Here is a 20,634-nt window from a genome sequence, read left to right on the forward strand (position 1 = left end):
CCTTATTTATTATCCAAGTATTTTACGGCTGGTTTCACCTTTATTCTACGATAAATAATGGCACCTAGACCCACTACAATACCAATAATGGATACAACCTGTGCTGAACGTAAATCTCCAACTAAGTAGAGGCTATCTGTACGCATTCCTTCGATAAAGAAGCGACCGATAGAATACCAAATTAAATAGCTAAAGAAAATTTCACCACGATTTAAGTTCACTTTGCGCAAAACTAATAAAATGATAAGCCCAATCAGGTTCCAAACCGATTCATATAAAAAAGTGGGGTGTACATAAGAACCTAATTCTTCGATATACATTTGATTAATAATCCAATCTGGGAGCATTAGGTTTTCTAAAAATGCTTTCGATACCTCACCACCATAAGCCTCTTGGTTCATAAAGTTGCCCCATCGACCAATAATCTGCCCGATTAAAATACTAGGTGCTGCAATATCTGCTACTCGTAAAAAGCTTACATTTTTTATACGAGTAAATATGTAAGCTGTCACAAATGCCCCGATGAGTGCACCGTGGATGGCAATACCACCATTCCATATCTCAATAATTTTGCCTGGATTTTCGCTATAGTAATCCCATCGCATTGACACATAGTAAATACGTGCACAGACAATGGATATAGGCACTGCCCATAATAATAAATCTGCAAGAAAGTCTTCAGGCAAACCTCGCTTAACGGCCTCTCTCTGCCCAACAACATAGGCTAAAATGATTCCCGATACAATCAGTAATCCATACCAACGAACTGGAATTGGTCCTAAATGAAAGGCAATCGGGTCAATTTGCAATAGTAATAAATCCATTTTCTACTCCTCTCAATATGCCATTAACAATATTATTCGAAAATTTTTAATCGTCTAACACATCATTTGATGAAATCACTTCATCTAAACGTCTTGAAAATTCCTCTGCCGCATTGACGCCCATTTTCTTTAAACGATAGTTCATCGCTGCTACTTCAATAATAACGGAGACATTGCGTCCTGGTCTTACTGGAATTGTTAATTTTGTTAGTTCCGTATCGATTATTTTCATTTTTTCTTCTTCTAAGCCTAATCGATCATAAACTTTTTGTGGATCCCATATTTCGAGTTCAATGATGAGGGTAATACGTTTATAGGGGCGTACTGCACTTGCACCAAATAGTGTCATAATGTCAATAATGCCGATGCCTCGTATTTCCAATAAGTGCTCTAATAAAGGTGGAGGGCTTCCAATTAATAGGTTCTCTGATTCTTGACGAATTTCAACACAATCATCCGCTACTAAACGATGACCTTTTTTTACAAGCTCAAGAGCTGTTTCACTTTTACCCACACCGCTTTTACCAATTATAAGCACACCGATGCCATACACATCGACAAGTACCCCGTGCGCTGCTGTCATCGGAGCTAAGCGTCCCTCTAAGTAGTTCGTCAATCTACTCGAAAATTTGGTTGTGGTCATATGTGTTTTAAACACAGGTACATGCTTTTCGTTTGATGCTTGAATAAGCTCCTCTGGTACTTCTAAATCTCTAGAAATAATGATAGCAGGCGTGTCCTGTGAACAAAGTAAACGCATACGCTCAAGCTTAACATCTGCTGGGAGCATTTCAAAAAAGGAAAGTTCAGTCTTGCCGAGTAATTGTACACGATTCGCTGGATAATGAGTAAAGTATCCTGCCATTTCAAGCCCTGGTCTTGAGATATCGCTTGTCACAATTGTCCTGCCTATTCCTTCTTCACCAGCTAATAACTCTAACTTAAATTTCTCCATAACATCTCTTGTTAATACTACGACCAATGAAAAAGCCTCCAATCAATGGATAAGGTTCACCTTATTTTAGCATGTCTATGTGTAAAAGAAATGTATTTACTCTCAATACAGCGTTTGCTTGCACTAAAAAAACTAGCGGCTCTCCAGCCCGCTAGTTTTTAAAAAGCAATTATTTTTGAGTTGCTAACCACTTAGCAACTGCCTCAGCATCTGCACCTTTTACTAATCCTGCAGGCATGCCGTTTTTACCATTATTTATAATATCTAAAATTTCTGATTCAGACAAACGTGAACCTACATTATTTAATGCTGGACCATTTGCACCTTGTAGCTCGCCACCATGACAAGTAACACAAGATTTCATCGCAATTGCTTCGCCATTTGGCTCTGCAGCACTTTCATTACCCTTATTAGATGCAGTTTTATCTCCGCCACCACATGCAGCTAAGAAGATTGCTGATCCGAACACTAATGTTAACATTGCTTTTTTCATTAGTACCCCTCCTCATAATAAATACCTTACGCCGCCATTATACCAAAATTATGCACGTTTGAAACCTTCTCCTAATACCTCGTATGCATCAGAAACGATAACAAACGCTGATGGGTCAACGCTTTTAATGAGTTGTTTCAGCTTTGTGAATTCTGTTTGATAAACAACAACCATCAGAACTGGTCGTGCCTCTCCTGTATACCCACCAATCGCTGGTAACTTCGTTACTCCACGATTAATTTCAGCATAAATGGCTTCTCTAACCTCATCTTGTTTCAATGTAATGATATAGACCATTTTAGATTGACTAAAACCTAGCTGAATAATATCAATCGTTTTTGTGGTAACATAAAGTCCAATGAGAGCATACAAACCTTTTTCTAAGTCAAAAACAATTGCTGCACTAATTGCGATTACGCCATCTATTAACAGCACACTTGTTCCAAGCGACAATCCTGTAAACTTCGTAATGATTTGCGCTAGTAAATCAGTGCCACCAGTTGAAGCATTCCCCTTAAAGACCATTCCTATTCCTAGCCCAACAACAATTCCACCAAAAAGAGCACCCAATAAAGGATTATCAGTCCAAGGTTCCCAGCTATTTGTTAATAAAACAATAAACGGTAATGTAATTGTCCCAATAAAGGATTTTATCCCAAATTTTTTGCCCAGTAATAAAACACCAGCAATAAAAAGCGGAACGTTAAACGCATACTGAACGATTCCCGGATTCCAGCCAAATAAACCATGCAAAATCGTACTAATTCCACTTACCCCACCTGAAGCGACTTGATTTGGTAATAAAAAGACATTAAAACCAATAGCAATTACTGCCGCTCCTACAATGACATACACATACTCCACAATGCTATCTCTCACATCATGTTTCATTTCCCCACGCCCACTTCAACTATCAGAATTTTTTAAAGACGAGATGATTATAGCAAATACTTTTAGCATTGAGAACTTCATCTTGATGAAGGGATACTATATTGAGGAGCTGTAAAATAAGCTATCTTACTGTCATCAATAAGATAGCTTTTGCTGAATTAATTTAAAATGATTTTTCTGCCCATTCAATGGCTTCATAATATAAAAGATCAATGTCAACTAACTGAATATTCAACTGTACAGCTAGCTCTTCTAAGCGCGGCCAATCTAGTTTACTTAACGCAACACTAAACTCCAAATAAGGAGTCATTTCCGTTTCAAAGCCCAGAATGGTATTCGTAATATCCTCTGAGAATGGTAACTGCTGTAAAATAACATTCATCGGTCTTTGAAGTAATGTATCAATTAGAGAAAACATGCCGACTAAAAAATACTCTGAGAAATTCTTTTTATAAGCTAGCTTAGCTAGTTTTTCACAAACCTTAGCTCGGAATAAAGACGTACACATCACTTCTTTAAAAAGATCAGAATCGGCATCAATATCAATTTCACGCATGGCCAATAAATAAATCCATTTACGTAGATTTGATACACCCAATAACACAATCGCTTGTTTGATGGAGCGCACTTTCGATTTAGAACGTTTAGATGAGTTATTAATCATTTGCAATAATTTGTATGTTAATGAAATATCACGTTCAATATTTTCTGCTAACAATTGAATATTCGGTTCTTCCTCTTTTAGTAAGGAGATAGTGTGAATGTATTGAATCGCATTTGCTGGAATGTCTGTTGCTCGTATTATTTGCGGTTGTTCAAAAAAATAACCTTGAAATAACACATAGCCAGAGGATTTAGCGACTTCAAATTGATGACGCGTCTCTACTTTTTCAGCAAGCAATTGAATATGTGGAAACTTCTCCTTAACCTTATTTTCGATTTCCATTCTTTTTACAATGGAAGAAGCTAAAAAATCCACCTTAATATAATCAATTTGTTCGAATAATTCATCATAAACTTCCACTTGATCATCCATCATAAAATCATCCAAAGCAATTTGGAACCCCTGTTTTTTTAGCTCAATTACACGTTCCACTAATTGATTGGTAAGTGGAACATCCTCTAATATCTCAATCACTACCTGTGAGGGATTTAAAAATTCATATATAGAGCTCATCAATAAGTTTTCAGTAAAATTTACAAAACCAGGTTTACCTTTCGTTACCTCTTCAAAACCAATTGAAAGAAATGAGTTCACAAGTACATCAATCGTTGCTGCATCTGAATCGACCATTGGAAAGGCATTTACGTTTTTGCTACGATATAACAATTCATATGCAACAACTTGCTCATGAAGATTAAATATAGGCTGTCTGCCAATGAATACTTCCATTCCGTTGCCCCCCCATTTCTCCATTTTCTAGTAATTTATAGTATAACATTTTTTACGACCTGATGCTTATACTTCAAGCTAACTTAACATGCCAAATTGGCTTTTTTAGACAATTAAAAAGAAAGGACAGTCCCCCGTGGTATTGCTCACTTGAGGACTATCCATATTATTTACCGACTTTGGATTTTATTGCTCCGATCACTGCAGGCACAACCGATATAAAGATAATCAAAATCAATACAACTGAGAAGTTATCTTTAATAATTGGAATATTCCCAAAGAAGTAACCTAATAATGTGCAACTGAATACCCATAAAATGGCACCAAAAATATTATAAAATAAGAAATAACTATATTTCATTTTACTTGCACCCGCCACAAACGGGATAAATGTACGAATAAATGGCATGAAACGAGCGATCACGATCGTTTTCCCACCATGTGTATTAAAGAATTTTTCAGCTGCTTCCATACGTTCCTTTTTAACAACTCTACCGAGGAGGCTCTTTGGCGGAATAGATGTCCCTACCTTATGTCCAATATGATAATTCACCGTATCTCCCAAAATAGCTGCTGCTAAAAATACAGGGATTAAAATCCACATATCAAACGCGCCCATTGCTGCTGCTAATGTTCCACTTGCAAATAACAAGGAATCGCCAGGTAAGAATGGGAAAATAACAACGCCTGTTTCTACAAAAACAATCGCAAATAAAATAAGATAACTCCAATTGCCAAAATCACGAATAATTTCTTCTAAATGCACATCAATATGCACAATAAAACTTATTAACTCCTTAATGAGTTCTAACATGTTTTTGTATGCTCTCTTTCAATAGTATTTTTACCTAAAAGCTTTGACGTGGCTTCACCTCAAAGGGTTCCAGTTTTGTACGTCTTTTTACATTACTTCCTCACTATATGACAAGCCCTCGAAAAGTATGTAGAAGATTTCACAAGTTTGATTTTATCACTTACAGATATCTACTCTCAACTGATTTTACTATTATACGAATAATGTACAAAAAAAGAGCTACCATTTTTCAATAGTAGCTTTTCTCGCTTAAACTTTTTCTTTTAATGAGCGTCTTAATATTTTTCCTGTAGTGTTTTTTGGTAGTTCATCCAGTATCTCAATTACCTTCGGAACCTTGTACTTCACCATATGTTTAGCACAATAGGATAGAAGATCGTCTGTTGTAGTAGCCGCTACTTCTTTTAACACAACATAGGCATGTACCGCTTCCCCTAAGTTAGGGTCTGGGAAGCCTACTACTGCTGCCTCCACAATATTATTATGGGCAAACAACACTTCCTCCACTTCACGTGGATAAACATTAAAGCCCCCCACTATAATCATATCCTTTTTGCGGTCGACAATGTAGAAATATCCTTCTTCATCTACCTTTGCTAAATCTCCTGTATAGAGCCAGCCGTCACGAATCGCCATTGCTGTTTCTTCAGGCATTTTATAGTACCCCTTCATCACATTGGGACCCCGTACAATTAGCTCTCCAACTTCGCCCACAGGTACTTCCTGACCATTGACATCGACAACTTTGTTCTCAACATTGCTGATAGATGTTCCAATAGAGCCAGCTTTACGATCACGATCTAGTGGGTTAAAACATGTAACAGGTGAAGCTTCGGATAAGCCATATCCCTCTGACACACGCACATTAAATTTCTGCTCGAAATTATGTAATAGCGCAACAGGCAAGGAGGCGCCACCTGAAATAGCTAAACGAATAGTCGAGAAATCTTCAGGATTGCCTTCCGGTAATTGGTATAAGAAATTATACATAGTAGGAACACCAGCAAATACCGTTGCTTTTTGCTCTCTTGCTAAAGCGAAAATTTCGCTAGGGCTAAAGCGTGGTGCAAGTAAAACTGTTGCTCCACTTAATAAAGGTGCATTAACTACAACCGTTAAGGCAAATACATGGAAGACAGGAAGTGTCGCAATAACACGGTCCTCTGCATTAATGCCTAAATAATGAGCAACATCTCGTGCATTTGAGTACACATTACCATGTGTCAGCATGGCCCCCTTTGGACTACCTGTAGTTCCTGAAGTATATAAAATAATGGCATTGTCATCATCTGCAACTTCAATAGGTTGTAAAGATTGAGTTGTTTTGGCGATGACATGTGTAAATAAATGTGTTTTTTCTTGTGCCTGTGGTGATAAAGCTGCCACTTTTTCCGCTATATCTGGTGTTGTTTCACAAACTATAAATGTTTTTACTTGTGGAAATGCTTGTACACCTTTTTCAACCAATGGTAGCAACATATCCAGAGCAATGACTGCTTTTACATCTCCATTATGCAAAATATAAGAAATTTCATCAGGTGTATAGATTGGATTAACAGGTATTGCCGTTGCCCCTAAGCGCATTGTTGCATAGAGAGCAATTAAGTAGTGTGGCGTGTTGCCGAGTAAAAACGCCACATGATCCCCTTTTTCAACGCCTAAATCTTGTAATCCTTTTGCAAAGCGGCCAACAGTTTGCTCAAATTCCCCATAAGTCGTATCTTTCCCCATAAAATGATACGCCACTTTTTCAGGTTGTTCTGTTGCCTGTTGACGAACACGTGAAACTAAATTCAATTACACCATCCCCTTATCGTATAAAATGAATCGCTATTCAGTAATATTATATAAGAAATATATCTAAAAAACAATGAGTCTTTTTATCTCATGTCATAAATTACGTTAAATAATTCATTTTTTTCTCTTTTAAACCATTACCTCATGAGCGAATATGGGAGATATAGCGCCATCGAATTAAATAAAAATAAACAACTTGTATTAAGACAAAAAAGCCAAAAGCAAAGAATACTTCTTTTACAATCGATATATTTGCAAAGTCTCTTAAAATACCTTGAACCATTAGAAAAGCAAAGGCACTATGCATCATCGCAACACCCCAAGGTAAGAAAAATTGGGGAAACAAATGGCGATTAACTAGCTTTTTTAGCTCCGTATCTGTTAAACCCATACGCTTTAACACATCAAATTTACGCTTTTCACGTTCGAGGGATGTATGCAATTTAAAATAGATAAAGCTACCAGCCGCAAGTAAAAATACAGTAGCTACTAAGACACCCACTAATGTAAATAATGAGTAGGTAGCTAATATATAAGAATAATTTAATCCTGCATTTTCAAAGTAAAAAGGGCTAAATCTATTCTTTTTAATAAAATACAGATTGGATTCTAGATGTTCTATATCCTTACCGATATCCTTTGTTTCCATCCATTGAGGAATAACAAATGTAAATAGATGATAGCTTGGTTGAATAATATCTTGATCGGAAATCGGATGAATAAGCTTAGCGAAGTCTTCATCACTAATGACAATCGAATTAACACTTACAATCGAGCCTGGAAACACAATTTTTGGATAGACACTATCGATAGTGAGCGGTATATTGTTTTCTTCTAAGACCGTCTGCACGACTCGATCTTTTAATTTTTTTAGGGAATCCTCCGAATAAGGAATGAATACTGCCTCACCTGCTCCCAGATTTAATAATGGATAACTATAGGAAGAAAGCAAGACATTCATATCGGACTCGCGAAAAACCTCCACTTCATTTCGCGTGAAGGAAGAGGTTTGCTTTACAACAATAAATCGGGATAGCTGATAAGATAAACCTTTCTCCTCTAATTGTAGCCTTAAAGAATTGATATGCTCCCGTTCATATGGGTTATCGACATCCCCCTTATATACCAGTCCGAGTGGATTTAATCGATCATATTGAGTTGTATAAGAGGACATCGTCGCTAATACACCAACAGATAAAAATGCAAGTGTCGATACCATTGTCACAACGAAAAACATTTTCACGTTATCCATCATTATATGCGTTTGTTCTGCTAGTGACAGGAGACGATAGCGTTGCCAATGATATTTGCGTTTCCCACGTGCTAAATCTAAAAAACAAGGCACGGAATCACTGAAAAAATAATAGGTGCCAAATGTTGCAGAAAATGGTATTAATAGCGTTAGCCCGATTAGTGATGTATGGCCCACAACAAACGCGAGGACATACGTTGTTACAATTAAAGCAATACCATAGAAAGCTCGTATTTTGGAATACGTTGTTAAGCTATTTAAATAATCACTGCCTTTAATAAGATCTCGTAATTTTCTCTCTCGTGTAAAATACACACTAATAAAAGAAATAACGAAAAATGCACTTGTGAAAACACCAATCGTCAGTAAAAATGGCTCCCATGAAACGTACAGTGGTAAATCATCTAAATGTAAAATTTCCCGAACAATCATAAAAAAGAATTTTGAAAATGAGAAACCAAAGACAATCCCTACAATAATGGAGCCTGTTCCAATAATCATTGTCTCTAAAAAGACAAGTCTATTCATCTGACGTTTTTCCATTCCCAAATGCAATAAAATGGCAAACTCATGTGATCTGGCCTCTAAAAAAGCACTCATGGAATAATATAAAAAGAATAATGTAAACAGGACGAGAACAATTTCAGCCCCCACCATACCAATGAGAGACATCTCCCCTAATATCCCACGTTCAATATCAGGGTGAAACATCAGCATAGAATAGATAAAAAATACAGCCACAGAAAAAAAGCTTGCCATGAAAAAGGCACCATATATCCGGCTGTTCCGCACGACATTACGGTAAGCGAATTGTCGAAAGGTCACCTACTTGCCCTCCTCCTAGTAAGCTTAAAACATTTAATATCCGTTGGAAAAACATCTGACGACGGTCATCTCGATAAATTTCATTAAAAAATTCACCATCTTTAATGAATAACACTCGATCACAATAACTTGCTGCAATCGGATCGTGCGTGACCATCACTATTGTCGTTTGTTTATCCTGATTCACCTTTGTTAATAGTTCAAGCACATCACGTGAAGAATTTGAATCTAAATTACCTGTCGGCTCGTCCGCTAAAATGAGACTAGGATTATGAATAAGTGCACGACCGATTGCCGTTCTTTGTGCCTGTCCCCCAGATATTTCATTTGGACGTTTATGAAGGAAGGAAGTTAAGTCTAGCTTTTCTACAATACTTGCCAGACGCTCCTCCATTACCTCTAGCGGCTGCTGATCTAACGTTAAGGGCAACACGATATTTTCCTCGACCGTCAGCATATGCAAAAGATTGAAATCCTGAAACACAAAACCGAGCTGTCTTCTTCTAAAGTACGCAAGCTCTGTTGCATTCAATTTATGTGGATTCATTCCATCTAGTATGATTTCTCCACTAGTTGGTTCATCGATGGTCGAAATAATGTTCAGTAATGTCGTTTTACCGCTCCCTGAGGGGCCCATAACAGCTAAAAACTCGCCTTCTTCGACGTCAAAGCTCAATTGATTTAATGCACGATGTGTTACTTTACCTTCGTACACTTTTGTCACATCTTTAATTTGCAAAATAGGCATACTTCATTCACCTTATTTCTTCGTTAATTCTAAAGATTGAGGTAAAAGCCACTGTAATACGACCTCAAAACCAATATGAAAATGAGGCTCAGTTAAAGCCAGTATTGGCTCTTCCTCTACTAAACTAAAGCAATGCTCCCCAACAATTACATCCCAAGCATCCATTTCGCCCTCTACGATTGCCCCACATACAGTATAATACCCACTATACATAATCTGCTGACCGTCGACAGGAAAAGCATTCAATAATGTTGGTTGTTGTAAGTTTAACCCAAGGCTATTTGAAAAATGCAGAAGTTCTTCATCTAACTTTTCATTTGCCAGAAGAAAATTTTGATAGGCTAATGGATCCCCCGCTTGCAGATGTGTCATATAAAGCGCATTTGTTTTCTCCTTATCAATCGTTAGTTTCCAATCTTCAATACGTACCTCTACCATCCTAGTGCCCCCTAATTTGTAAATGTTACTGTTACAATAGTCCCTTTTCCTACTTCTGATGTAATAGCCAGCTCATGCCCTAGCTTTTCACAGATTTCTTTGGCTAAATAAAGGCCCATCCCAGTTGATTCCCCTGTTTTCCGCCCATTTTCGCCAGTAAAAAAGGCTTTCGTAACACGTGAAAGATCGGAAGCGGGAATCCCAATACCCTCATCGCAAATCGCAAGCTGTACATAGTCATCCTTTTCAATGGCAGAAATAACAATTTTTTTATTGGCCTCAAACGTGTATTTCACTGCATTGGTGATAAATTGTCCAAGAATGAAACGAAGCCATTTCGAATCACTGGCAACAATTAGATCGTCCTCAATATGAATTTCCGGAAAAACTCTTTTCGTAATAAATAAACGTTTATTTTCATTAACAGTTGCAGTTACAATGGCTTTTAGCGCAACTCGCTCTACTTGCATGTCATCCTCAAAATTTTCTAGGCGTGCATTAACAAGTACCATATCCAAACCTCTACGCAAACGATCAATTTCCTCCTGAACATTCTTTTTATCAAGAGGACGGTCATCCTGTAATAATAATTCAATCACTGAAATAGGAGTTTTCATTTGATGGACCCATTGGTTCATAAACTGATCATGTCTTTTTTGACTTGCATATAAAGCATGCAGCTCATGTTGATAAAGTCGATACAACTCATGCATATACTTCTCGGTTTGCATAGCTTCTGGCGTTTTTGCGTTTTTTTGTAGCACATCTTCCATTGCTGTTGGCAGCTGAGTTATCTTCAATAAGTAGCGTTGTCGCATTAGATAACGAACTAGTAAAAAGGATGCTAATAGTACAAGACTAATACAAAAGGAATAAATTGCCGTATCTATATTTCGAAAACCGTCTAGTGCATAGATAACCATGATGAAGCCAACCAATAAGAGCTGGAACACAATAAATGAGGCATAATCACGTAAAAAAAGCTTCCAGCCCACTACAGCTCACCTGCACTTAATATGAATCGATAACCTGCACCACGGACCGTTTCAATTGTTGACGATATATGATAATCCGCTAACTTTTTCCGAACTCTGGTCATATTCACATTCAATGTGTTTTCATCGACAAATGCTTGATCGTCCCAAAGCTCCTCTAACAATTGCTCACGTGACACTACTTTCGGTGCGTTGCCCATCAATAGCTCTAAAATGATACATTCTTTTTTCTGAAGTGGTATTTCTAAATCATTTTTATGTAGCTCCATTCTTTCTAAATGAAGTACAAGCTGACCTTGCTTGATCGTCCGTTCTTCTTGCCTTACTGCATATTCACCATATGTACGGCGTAGATGACTACGGATTTTAGCCAACACAATTTCGTAATTAAAAGGCTTTGTAATGAAATCGTCGCCACCATTTTCAAGTGCAAAGATTTGGTCCATTTCTCCTGAGCGAGCAGAAATGAAAATAATCGGGCATGTTGTATGCTGACGTAGCTGGCGACACCAATAATAGCCATCGTAAGCAGGTAAATTTATATCAAGCAGCACCATATGTGGATTAAATGCTGTAAATTCTTCTATGAGATGATCAAATTCTTGAATTGTTGCAACTTCGTATTGATATTTTCTAAGCGTTTCCGCTAGTAATGATGCAATCTTGACATCATCTTCAACTATGAATATTCGATGCTTTTCCATATCAACACTCCTTTCTTTCTATATTGTATCAAAAAAAGGTTCGACGACATAATTGTCAGCGAACCTTTAGACTAAAACATTACATGAAACCGTATTTTCCTTAATAAATTAATTGTAAAAAGTCCTCAGTTGAAATTCCACCAAAATATGTAGGGATATCAATGTCTGCTAATGCCTTAGCAATTGCCGCTCTGTCATAGTTTGTCCCAACTAAGCGCTGTTCTATATCAGCCATATCACCGACACCAAAGAAATCTCCAAAAATATGCACTTCTTCCATCACACCATGATTTACTTCTAGGCGAATATCAATGCCTCCTGTTGGGAATCGGTGTGTTTTTTGAATATTAAAGCGTGGTGATTTCCCAAAATTCCACTCCCATGTTTGATAGCGTTCCTCTGATAGCTTGTGGATATTTGCCCAATCATCTTCGGTTAGCTCATAATAACGAATATTTTCTTCCCCGCCAAAAATGGATTTTAAAATTTCAAGACGGAATTCCTCAACTGTCATTTGCTCTTTTAAAAACTCTGAAATGTTTGCTACTCGAGAGCGAATCGATTTAATACCTTTTGATTCGATTTTATCCTTTTTGACCTTTAAGGCTGAGACAACCGCATCGATTTCTGTATCAAACATCAATGTACCATGGCTGAACATACGTCCTTTTGTAGAGAACTGAGCATTTCCTGAAACTTTACGTCCCTCTGCTAGTATATCATTACGTCCTGAGAGCTCTGCATTCACACCCATTTTTGCTAGAGCGTCAACGACTGGTTGCGTGAATTTTTTATAGTTCATAAAGCTATCGCCATCATCATTTGTAATAAAGCTGAAGTTAAGATTGCCTAAATCATGATAAACAGCACCACCACCTGAAAGACGGCGCACAACAATAATGCCATTGTCCTCTACATAGTCTGTATTGATTTCTTCAATCGTATTTTGGTTTTTACCGATGATGATAGACGGTTGATTAATGTAGAAAAGGAGCACTGGCTCTCTCTCAACGTCCATTGTTTTTAACAAATACTCCTCAATAGCAAGATTAATGCGTGGATCATGGATCCCTTTATTATCAACGAAAATCATAGTTCACGTTTCCTCCTTCACAAAATATCCATATTTATTTTACCGTAAATTAGGCATTTTGTGTTGACGAAAAGCATCTGTTATAATACACTAGAAAATATCAAAACAGTAATAGTACAGATGAACTTAAAGGAGGAGTCCACAATGTTAGAAAACGTAGTTGAATTTTTCAAGAATTTACCTGCTAAGCAATGTACTGAGTGCGGTGAAAAAATGGAAGAACAAAGCGAATGCTACAGCAACACTTGTGAAAAATGTAACCACCTATAAGCATTTGCCTATTCTGATATAGTCATATACGTGCCCCACACGTAGCAATCATGACACCCTTCATCATATTTTGATGAACCCTTAATTAAATCTCTTACACTTACAAAAAACAACAGCTGATACGCTCATATCAGCTGTTGTTTTTATGTTGTTGAAAAAGACAATCACTAGCAGTGAAAGACATTTTGGCAAGGGAAGGGGATTTCCGTTCTGCCAGCGTCCCGAGGGAGCAGCTCACCTACTTAAAAACAAATGGCCGCAATGGAAATCCATACTTTTTTTCATAAAATTTCTATAGATAGCTTCGTTTTTATTTATGTCATTTGAGGCTGAAGAATTATTACATAACCCCTATGAACAACAAAGCACTCACCGTACATTAGGTGAGTGCTTCATGATTAGTTTTCTTCAGCTACTTTAGAGTAACGTTTATTGTGCAGTAGCATAAAGTAACCAAATGTGATCGCTAAGAATGCTACTAAGAAGCCAGCTAGAACTCCATAGTTTTGCATTAAGAATGACGTATCACCAGTAGAAATACTTGATTTAAATGCTTGAACTGTATATGTCATCGGTAATAGCTTGTTAAATACTTGTAATGGTGAAGGTATTAATTCTAATGGGAATGTACCTGCACTTGTTGTTAATTGTAAAATTAGTACAACAATTGCCATGAAACGACCAGGGTCACCAAAGATCGAAACAAGCATTTGGATTAAGGCTAAAAATACATAGCTTGTTAATAAGGCTGTTAAAATAAAGTAGCCCATGTTATTCACTTCGAGGCCTAGACCCCATTTGACAATAACTACTGTTAGTAATGTTTGCACTAAACCTACGACTGCTAGTACAGTCACTTTACTTGTAAACCAAGATGCCCCGTTTTTAGGACGAATAGCAGGTTCAACAAGTGGGAACACAATTGAAATTAATAATGCACCTACGAATAAACCTAGAGAAATAAAGTACGGTGCAAAACCTGTACCATAGTTAGGAACATGGTTTACAGACTCTTTTTCAACTTCAACTGGACTACCTACCATATCATACGTGTCTTGATTTGCTTTAACTTCATTTGCTTTTTCACTAGCCTCACCTAATTTACCAGATAAAGTAGCTGTACCATCTGCAAGCTCCGTAGAACCATCTGCTAGTGTTGCAGATCCTTGTGCTAGCTCACCAGATTTTGAAGCAAGTGTTGAAGTACCTTTATTTAATGTTGTTGTACCATTCGCTAATTCATTTAAACCAGATGCTAATGTTTTTGAACCTGTTACAGCTGTATTCACACCTGCATGTAGTTCACCTAATTTTGCAGCTAATGTAGCATTACCTGCTTGTAGACCTTTTGCACCTTCCAATAAAGCATTACTTTTAGCTGTTAATGCATTCGCACCAGCTAGCACTTCTGCTTGACCTGCTGCAATTTGAGTTGCCCCAGAGCTTACTTGATTGGCACCAGCTTGTAATTTTTCTGTACCAGCTGATAAGGATGTTAAACCGTTATGCACACTAGCACTACCTGCCTGTAGTTCCGCTAATGTTTGTTTCAACGCTGCTGCTTGCTCTTCAGGCATTGAAGCCATCATCGTTTGTAATTGATTTGATAGAGCTGTAATGCCTGCCTCTACTTTTGCAGATCCCGCTGTTAATTGAGTTGCTGCACCATTCAATGCACCGGCATTCTCAGCAATAGATGCTGCACCTGCACTAATTTGCTGTTGTTTGTCGTTTAAAGTGTTTAAACCAGCACCAACTTTTGCAACACCTTGTGTATATTGTGATAACCCCTGTTCAAGGCTCGTTGCTCCATTTGCAGCTTGCTGTGCACCCTGTTGTAATTGAACAGTACCATCTTGTAGTTTGACTAAACCACTAGATAAGTCATTCGCGCCTTTTGCGGCATCTCCCGCACCTTTTGTTAATTTATCAGTACCATTTGATAGTTCAACTGTGCTCGATGCTAGTTGCTCCAGATATCCTTTTAAATCTTTTGCACCATTCGCTACTTTTTGTGCACCCTCATCTAGCTTATTTGAGCCATCTGCAGCTTCTGTAAAGCCATCTCCAAGTGTTGCAATGGAATCAAATAATTTTTCAGCATAAGTCGCTGATACTTGAGAATTTACTTCAGCGCGTACACGATCCATTGCAGTCTCACCAATTTGAGCACCAAGGAAGTTCAATCCCTCGTTTGGAATGTAGTTCATTACTAATTTTGATGGTTTGTCATCTAATAGTGTTGTTGCATGTTCGGAGAAATTTGTTGGAATTTCTAAAATCATATAATAGTCACGACTATTTAAGCCTTTTTCAGCTTCCTCTTTTGAAACTTCTATAAAGTTAAATTGCTCGCTATCTATCAATTTATCGACCAAGGTATCCCCTAAGTCTAATTTAACGCCATCCATCTCAGCACCAGTATCCTCATTAACAACAGCTACTGGAAGATTAGGAAGCCCCGCATAAGGATCCCAAAACGCCCATAAAAACATACCCGCATACATTACTGGAATAAATAATACAGCAATGATTGACACAAGCATTTTTCTTGTTTTAAAGATCTTCAGCCACTCAGCTTTAATCATATAATATCCTCACTCCTAAACTATTTGACCGAAAACGTCATTTGGTCATTTTCATTCAAAAAAAATAATCAACCTCGACAATATTGCAAAAAGAGCACTTGATTCAATACTTATACAGCTGTATTTTATCGAATCAAGTTAAAATCAAACCTCGAAAGATAGTTTCCTTAAAAAGATTAAGAATCTTTTCTTCAGGGATTACATCACCATGTAACTCATGCCAATCGACAACAAAAGCAAGATATGCCTTCAGCAATAAGTAACTAACTAGCTCCGCATCACACTCTCTAATTTCACCTTTATTAATACGTCGTTGTATTAACTCTGCGACATACGATAAGATTTCAGTCTCGATACGTAGTAGCACCTGTTTAACTGCTGGTGTTCGTAATTCTTTTTCTTCCTCGATTAGCTTTGCAAATAAAAGATGTTTTTCTCGGAACTGTAGCATTTTCATTAAAGCATTATGCGCATTATCCATAAAGCTTGCTGATGCATCCAACACTGCATCTGCTTCCGCTTTCATCTCTCGTACAAGTGACATTGCGATCTCTTGAAATAAAATTTCTTTATTTGCAAAGAATGTATAAATCGTACCTTTACCGACATTGGCGATTTTAGCCACTTGCTCCATTGTTGTTGCCTTGTAGCCAAACAATGTAAAGGATTTTGCAGCTGCTTCAAGAATTTCCTGCCTACGATCCATTAGTAACATCCTTTCTAGTTAGGTTATGTACATCTCTCGTACACTTCAATAAAAATGACCAGAAAACCATTTCGGTCATCTGGTCATTATCATATTCCTATTTCAAAAAAATTGCAAGCCTTTAATGATGATTTTTTTCATCTTTTTTCTCTTCCTCATGATCCATATCATCTGAAGTGTCATTATTATGATCCATCATGTTATTATCCATGCTGTTATTGGCTTTTTCATCCTCTGGGACAACCTTTGTCATATCAGGGCTTCCAGCAATAATTTGTTGCTTTGGCATATTATGAACACCGTTAGCTGTTGTATGTGCATACATATAATACACACCATCATGATCAAAAGTAGTCGTTGCTTTATATACACCGTCTTGCTCTAATTTCCCATCAATCATTTGTCCTTCATCGCGTTTTCCTGATTCCCAAACTTCAAATTCTACTACAGCATCATCGACATTTTTTCCACCTTGTTCAACATGTGCTGCCAGCTCAATCGTTTCATTGAGTGCTACTTCTTTTGGTGTTAAAATTTCAACTTCTGGGATCTGTGGTACTTCTGGTTCTGGCAATGCCTCTTTTTTTTCTCCACATCCTACTAATAATGTAGGGACTGCAATTAGCGCAAATAACCACTTTTTCATCTTTTAATCCTCCATTAATGGCAACCGTATCTTCACGGATGTGCCTTTTTCAACAACACTTTCAATTTCTAACGTTCCTTGTAACTGTTTTAATAACTGTTCAACAATCGATAAACCTAGTCCACTACCACCGTCCGCACGACTTCGAGCTTTGTTAACACGATAAAATCGTTCAGTGACATGGGTTAAATCCTCGACAGGAATACCAATTCCATAATCCCTAATGATAATTTGTGCACTACCAGCCTTTTCAGCAGCAACAATTTCCACCTTAGAATTTTCATGCGAGTAATTAATCGCATTTTCAATAATGTTAATAAATATTTGTTTTAGTTTTACTTCATCCGCTTCAATAATTAGGGCATCATCTACATCTAAATATAAAGTTATGTTCTTTTTATTTGCTTGATGCGTTAAGATTTTTTGAACCTCTCGTAATGTTTCACCTAACGGAATTGGATATAAATCAATGTCAGTTTGTTCATTTTCTGTTCTTGCCAGCTGAAGTAATTCGTTTGTTAAGCGTTCCATGCGATTGGCCTCACGGACGATTAGCTGAATGGTTTCTTCTTTTTGGCCTTCTGTGATGATGCCATTTTGCATGGCTTCGCTATAGCCCTTTACATAGCTAATCGGTGTTCGTAATTCATGCGAGACTGTTGCCAAGAATGTTTTTTGTGCTTCATCCTCTTGCTGAATGGCCTCTGCCATTTTATTAAAGGTACTAGATAATTTACCGATTTCATCTCGTGAATTGACAGGTACACGAGTCTCATAATTCCCATAGGACATCTGCTCCACTGCAAGCTGTAAATCGTTTAATGGTCGCATAATATGTCGAATCCCTTTATAAATTAAATAGCTAACAACTACTAAAAATATGAAGGCACTAATAAACAATAAAATAACGCCACTATTTGCCAATTCACTAATTTTGGCCAGTGGGAAATAAATATAAATAATACCTTCTAATCGATTTTGATCAACAAGTGGTACAACCACCGAAATAAGTTGTCGATCAAAGCGAGGCTCGTACCCAATTTTTTGCACATACTTTCCTGCCAATAATTTTTGTCTTTCCTCAGGACCAATCAATGTCTCATAATCGATATCAAATGGAACACAGGCACTTAATTCACGAGGATTCCTTACCGCAAATATATTCAAATTGGAATAATCATTAAATTCTTCAATATCTGCAATAAATTCATCCGTAACCTTGCCATTATCATACATCGTCTGAAGCTTTAAGCCGACTTCCACCATTGTATCTTCTGTATCCTGTACATATAAGCGTTGATATAAAAAATTTGTGAGCACATACATAAAGACAACGGTAATAATTAAAAAAGCGAAAATTAACAACCAAATGCGAGTGGCAATCTTTTTCATTCGCCAGGGTCAAAGCGGTAGCCCACTCCCCAAACGGTTTGAATATGCGAAGCCGCATCCTTTCCAAGCTTTATTCGTAAGGTTTTAATATGTGTATCAACCGTGCGCGTACCACCTACATAATCAATATCCCAAATGCGTTCTAGTAGTTGCTCCCTCGAATAGGCATTACCTGGATTTTTCATAAATAAGTGTAAGAGCTCAAATTCCTTTAAAGTAAGTGGAATACTCTTTCCATCAACAGATACTTTACGTGCTATTTCATCTATTTTAATAGAGCCATAAATCACGTACTTTTGCTGTAGCTCTGTAATATTTGCACCACTTCGTCTTAATACAGCATAAATTCTGGCTACGAGTTCTTCATGTGTAAATGGTTTAACAATATAATCATCCCCGCCAAGGGTAAGACCTTTCACCTTATCCTCATTCGCATCACGTGCAGTCAAAAAAATAATCGGCACATTTGACATAGCACGAATACTTTGACAAACAACAAAACCATCCTCATGTGGCATCATTACATCAAGTAGTACTAAATCTATATTTTCACGTACTATTACATCGTAAGCTTCCGTTCCACTAGCGGCAGTAAATGTCTCTATATCAGAGTTCTTGAGCATCATTTCAATTAAATTACGCATATCCTGCTCATCATCAACTATTAATACAGTTGTCATTATTGTTCCTCCCTTACTAACAGCTGAAAGGCACCTTTCCCTACATCAACTGTTTTTTCCTTCTGGCCATCTTTTATAAAGTACAATGTGTGATCATCATAGCCAGCGACAACAATATAATCTTTAAACTGGTCCACTACAAAGGGGTTTGCCCCAACCTCTTGCTGCCATAATATATGTCCATCAAAGTCTGCCACATATAACTCATTATGACCATGACTCACAACAAGAACAGCATCTTTGGTCTTTTTTAACCCTACTGGCATCAAAGGCATGTCGATCTCTCCATGCAGTTGACCTGTAGTCAAATCATATTTTTTAACAGAACTATTTGGCTTACTTCCTTCTCCATGACCACCAACCCATAGCTCATGTGTTTCTTCTAGAACAGCAATTCCATGCGCAGATTTTTGAATCGGCCACTCTTGCTCAATTGTTAAATCCTTCATATTTAACACCGATAATTTTGTATCTTTAAAATTAATAACATATAGTTTATCCCTATACGATGTCATTGACATTGGATAATTGCCTAGTTGTTGTGTAGCTAGCTGATTACCTTCTTGATCAAAGCTTGTCACTGTATTGGTTTTACTATTCGTGATAAAAAATTGCTTGATGTTGTCATCGTAGTATACATTGGTCGTACCAATCTCTACTTTTTTTGAATAGAGCTTTTCTCCGGTTGATATTGTATAGACGTCGATGTTATTTAGTTGGTGTCCATATAATAAAACTTGGTCATCACCTAATAGTATGGCTCCTGAATAAGCCTTATCAAATAACCATGTCGCAAGTACAATCCCATCCTCATCAATAAAATCTAATGATGGCTCTTGTATGTTTAATGAAGCTATAAAACTTCGTTCCCTTTCAATGGGTTCATATGACTTTTCAGCGCAACCCGCTAACCATATAATTTGTAGTAACGAAAAAATGAAGAATGCCCATTTTTTCAACTTTATCACCTCTGCCCCTTAACTATACTTCACAATTGTGAAATTCGGGTGAAACTTGGAAGGTAAATTTATGACAAACCATGAAAATACATTTCACATTTCATGCTCGCAATTCCTCTAACAGTCTAATCATCCAACCAATATTTCCGTCCTAACATATATTACAAAGAT

At 37.2% G+C, this 20,634-nt stretch carries 20 protein-coding genes; 1 reads left to right on the top strand and 19 read right to left on the bottom strand.

The features are described from left to right. Window positions 1-2: 2 nt before the first annotated feature. From lgt to MKZ14_RS18385, 13 genes are all read right to left on the bottom strand, one after another. Window positions 3-824: a prolipoprotein diacylglyceryl transferase gene (lgt, locus tag MKZ14_RS18325; RefSeq protein WP_016991708.1), complete on the bottom strand. Its 822-nt coding sequence runs from the start codon at window positions 822-824 to the stop codon at window positions 3-5. A gap of 46 nt (window positions 825-870) precedes the next feature. Then, window positions 871-1,806 carry an HPr(Ser) kinase/phosphatase gene (gene hprK / locus MKZ14_RS18330; protein WP_004227974.1) on the bottom strand — a complete coding sequence of 312 codons (936 nt, stop codon included), beginning with the start codon at window positions 1,804-1,806 and terminating at the stop codon, window positions 871-873. 142 nt (window positions 1,807-1,948) lie between these two features. Continuing rightward, window positions 1,949-2,272 carry a cytochrome c551 gene (gene cccB, locus MKZ14_RS18335; protein ID WP_016991709.1) on the bottom strand — a complete coding sequence of 108 codons (324 nt, stop codon included), beginning with the start codon at window positions 2,270-2,272 and terminating at the stop codon, window positions 1,949-1,951. A gap of 48 nt (window positions 2,273-2,320) precedes the next feature. After that, window positions 2,321-3,163, bottom strand: coding sequence for a YitT family protein (locus MKZ14_RS18340; protein ID WP_016991710.1), 843 nt, complete (start codon window positions 3,161-3,163; stop codon window positions 2,321-2,323). A 163-nt stretch (window positions 3,164-3,326) separates the two neighbouring features. Then, on the bottom strand, window positions 3,327-4,556 hold the full coding sequence (locus tag MKZ14_RS18345; protein WP_258860815.1) for an HDOD domain-containing protein: 1,230 nt from the start codon (window positions 4,554-4,556) through the stop codon (window positions 3,327-3,329). A 166-nt stretch (window positions 4,557-4,722) separates the two neighbouring features. Further along, the gene (locus MKZ14_RS18350; RefSeq protein WP_016991712.1) at window positions 4,723-5,370 is read right to left on the bottom strand and encodes a VTT domain-containing protein; all 648 of its coding nucleotides are present in this window, start codon (window positions 5,368-5,370) and stop codon (window positions 4,723-4,725) included. A 249-nt stretch (window positions 5,371-5,619) separates the two neighbouring features. Then, window positions 5,620-7,167, bottom strand: coding sequence for a fatty acid--CoA ligase family protein (locus tag MKZ14_RS18355; RefSeq protein ID WP_016991713.1), 1,548 nt, complete (start codon window positions 7,165-7,167; stop codon window positions 5,620-5,622). Window positions 7,168-7,309: 142 nt separating this feature from the next. Continuing rightward, a complete protein-coding gene (locus tag MKZ14_RS18360) occupies window positions 7,310-9,244 on the bottom strand; it encodes an ABC transporter permease (RefSeq protein WP_258860814.1) in 1,935 nt (644 codons plus the stop codon). Further along, window positions 9,216-9,992: an ABC transporter ATP-binding protein gene (locus MKZ14_RS18365; RefSeq protein ID WP_004230460.1), complete on the bottom strand. Its 777-nt coding sequence runs from the start codon at window positions 9,990-9,992 to the stop codon at window positions 9,216-9,218. The genes MKZ14_RS18360 and MKZ14_RS18365 overlap by 29 nt, the downstream gene beginning before the upstream one ends. 12 nt (window positions 9,993-10,004) lie before the next feature. Beyond that, entirely contained in the window at window positions 10,005-10,430 is a 426-nt protein-coding gene (locus tag MKZ14_RS18370) for a hypothetical protein (RefSeq protein ID WP_258860813.1), read from the bottom strand. Between the two features lie 11 nt (window positions 10,431-10,441). Then, on the bottom strand, window positions 10,442-11,425 hold the full coding sequence (locus MKZ14_RS18375; protein WP_036078847.1) for a sensor histidine kinase: 984 nt from the start codon (window positions 11,423-11,425) through the stop codon (window positions 10,442-10,444). After that, window positions 11,425-12,129: a response regulator transcription factor gene (locus MKZ14_RS18380; RefSeq protein WP_036078849.1), complete on the bottom strand. Its 705-nt coding sequence runs from the start codon at window positions 12,127-12,129 to the stop codon at window positions 11,425-11,427. The genes MKZ14_RS18375 and MKZ14_RS18380 overlap by 1 nt, the downstream gene beginning before the upstream one ends. 100 nt (window positions 12,130-12,229) lie before the next feature. Then, on the bottom strand, window positions 12,230-13,222 hold the full coding sequence (locus tag MKZ14_RS18385; protein ID WP_339280319.1) for a lipoate--protein ligase: 993 nt from the start codon (window positions 13,220-13,222) through the stop codon (window positions 12,230-12,232). 144 nt (window positions 13,223-13,366) lie between these two features. Between MKZ14_RS18385 and yhfH the strand changes: the two genes are divergently transcribed. Next, entirely contained in the window at window positions 13,367-13,492 is a 126-nt protein-coding gene (gene yhfH, locus MKZ14_RS18390) for a protein YhfH (protein WP_004230455.1), read from the top strand. Window positions 13,493-13,890: 398 nt separating this feature from the next. Here the strand turns inward: yhfH and MKZ14_RS18395 are convergent, their stop codons facing one another. The 6 genes from MKZ14_RS18395 to MKZ14_RS18420 all read right to left on the bottom strand — a co-directional run bounded on the left by MKZ14_RS18395 (window position 13,891) and on the right by MKZ14_RS18420 (window position 20,463). After that, complete coding sequence (locus MKZ14_RS18395; RefSeq protein ID WP_257962200.1) at window positions 13,891-16,080, bottom strand: YhgE/Pip domain-containing protein; 2,190 nt, start codon at window positions 16,078-16,080, stop codon at window positions 13,891-13,893. Between the two features lie 133 nt (window positions 16,081-16,213). Further along, entirely contained in the window at window positions 16,214-16,786 is a 573-nt protein-coding gene (locus tag MKZ14_RS18400; RefSeq protein ID WP_009373269.1) for a TetR/AcrR family transcriptional regulator, read from the bottom strand. A gap of 121 nt (window positions 16,787-16,907) precedes the next feature. Beyond that, the gene (locus MKZ14_RS18405) at window positions 16,908-17,432 is read right to left on the bottom strand and encodes a FixH family protein (protein WP_004230451.1); all 525 of its coding nucleotides are present in this window, start codon (window positions 17,430-17,432) and stop codon (window positions 16,908-16,910) included. 3 nt (window positions 17,433-17,435) lie between these two features. Further along, entirely contained in the window at window positions 17,436-18,824 is a 1,389-nt protein-coding gene (locus tag MKZ14_RS18410) for a HAMP domain-containing sensor histidine kinase (protein WP_279496104.1), read from the bottom strand. Next, window positions 18,821-19,504 (bottom strand): response regulator transcription factor, encoded by a 684-nt coding sequence (locus tag MKZ14_RS18415; RefSeq protein WP_016995104.1) that lies wholly within the window; start codon window positions 19,502-19,504, stop codon window positions 18,821-18,823. Before MKZ14_RS18415 ends, MKZ14_RS18410 begins: the two co-directional genes overlap by 4 nt. Further along, on the bottom strand, window positions 19,504-20,463 hold the full coding sequence (locus MKZ14_RS18420; RefSeq protein ID WP_036078858.1) for a YncE family protein: 960 nt from the start codon (window positions 20,461-20,463) through the stop codon (window positions 19,504-19,506). The genes MKZ14_RS18415 and MKZ14_RS18420 overlap by 1 nt, the downstream gene beginning before the upstream one ends. Window positions 20,464-20,634 lie beyond the last annotated feature (171 nt).

The organism is Lysinibacillus sp. FSL P2-0066 (genome assembly GCF_037969495.1).
In the GTDB taxonomy this organism is placed as follows: Bacteria; Bacillota; Bacilli; order Bacillales_A; family Planococcaceae; genus Lysinibacillus; species Lysinibacillus boronitolerans.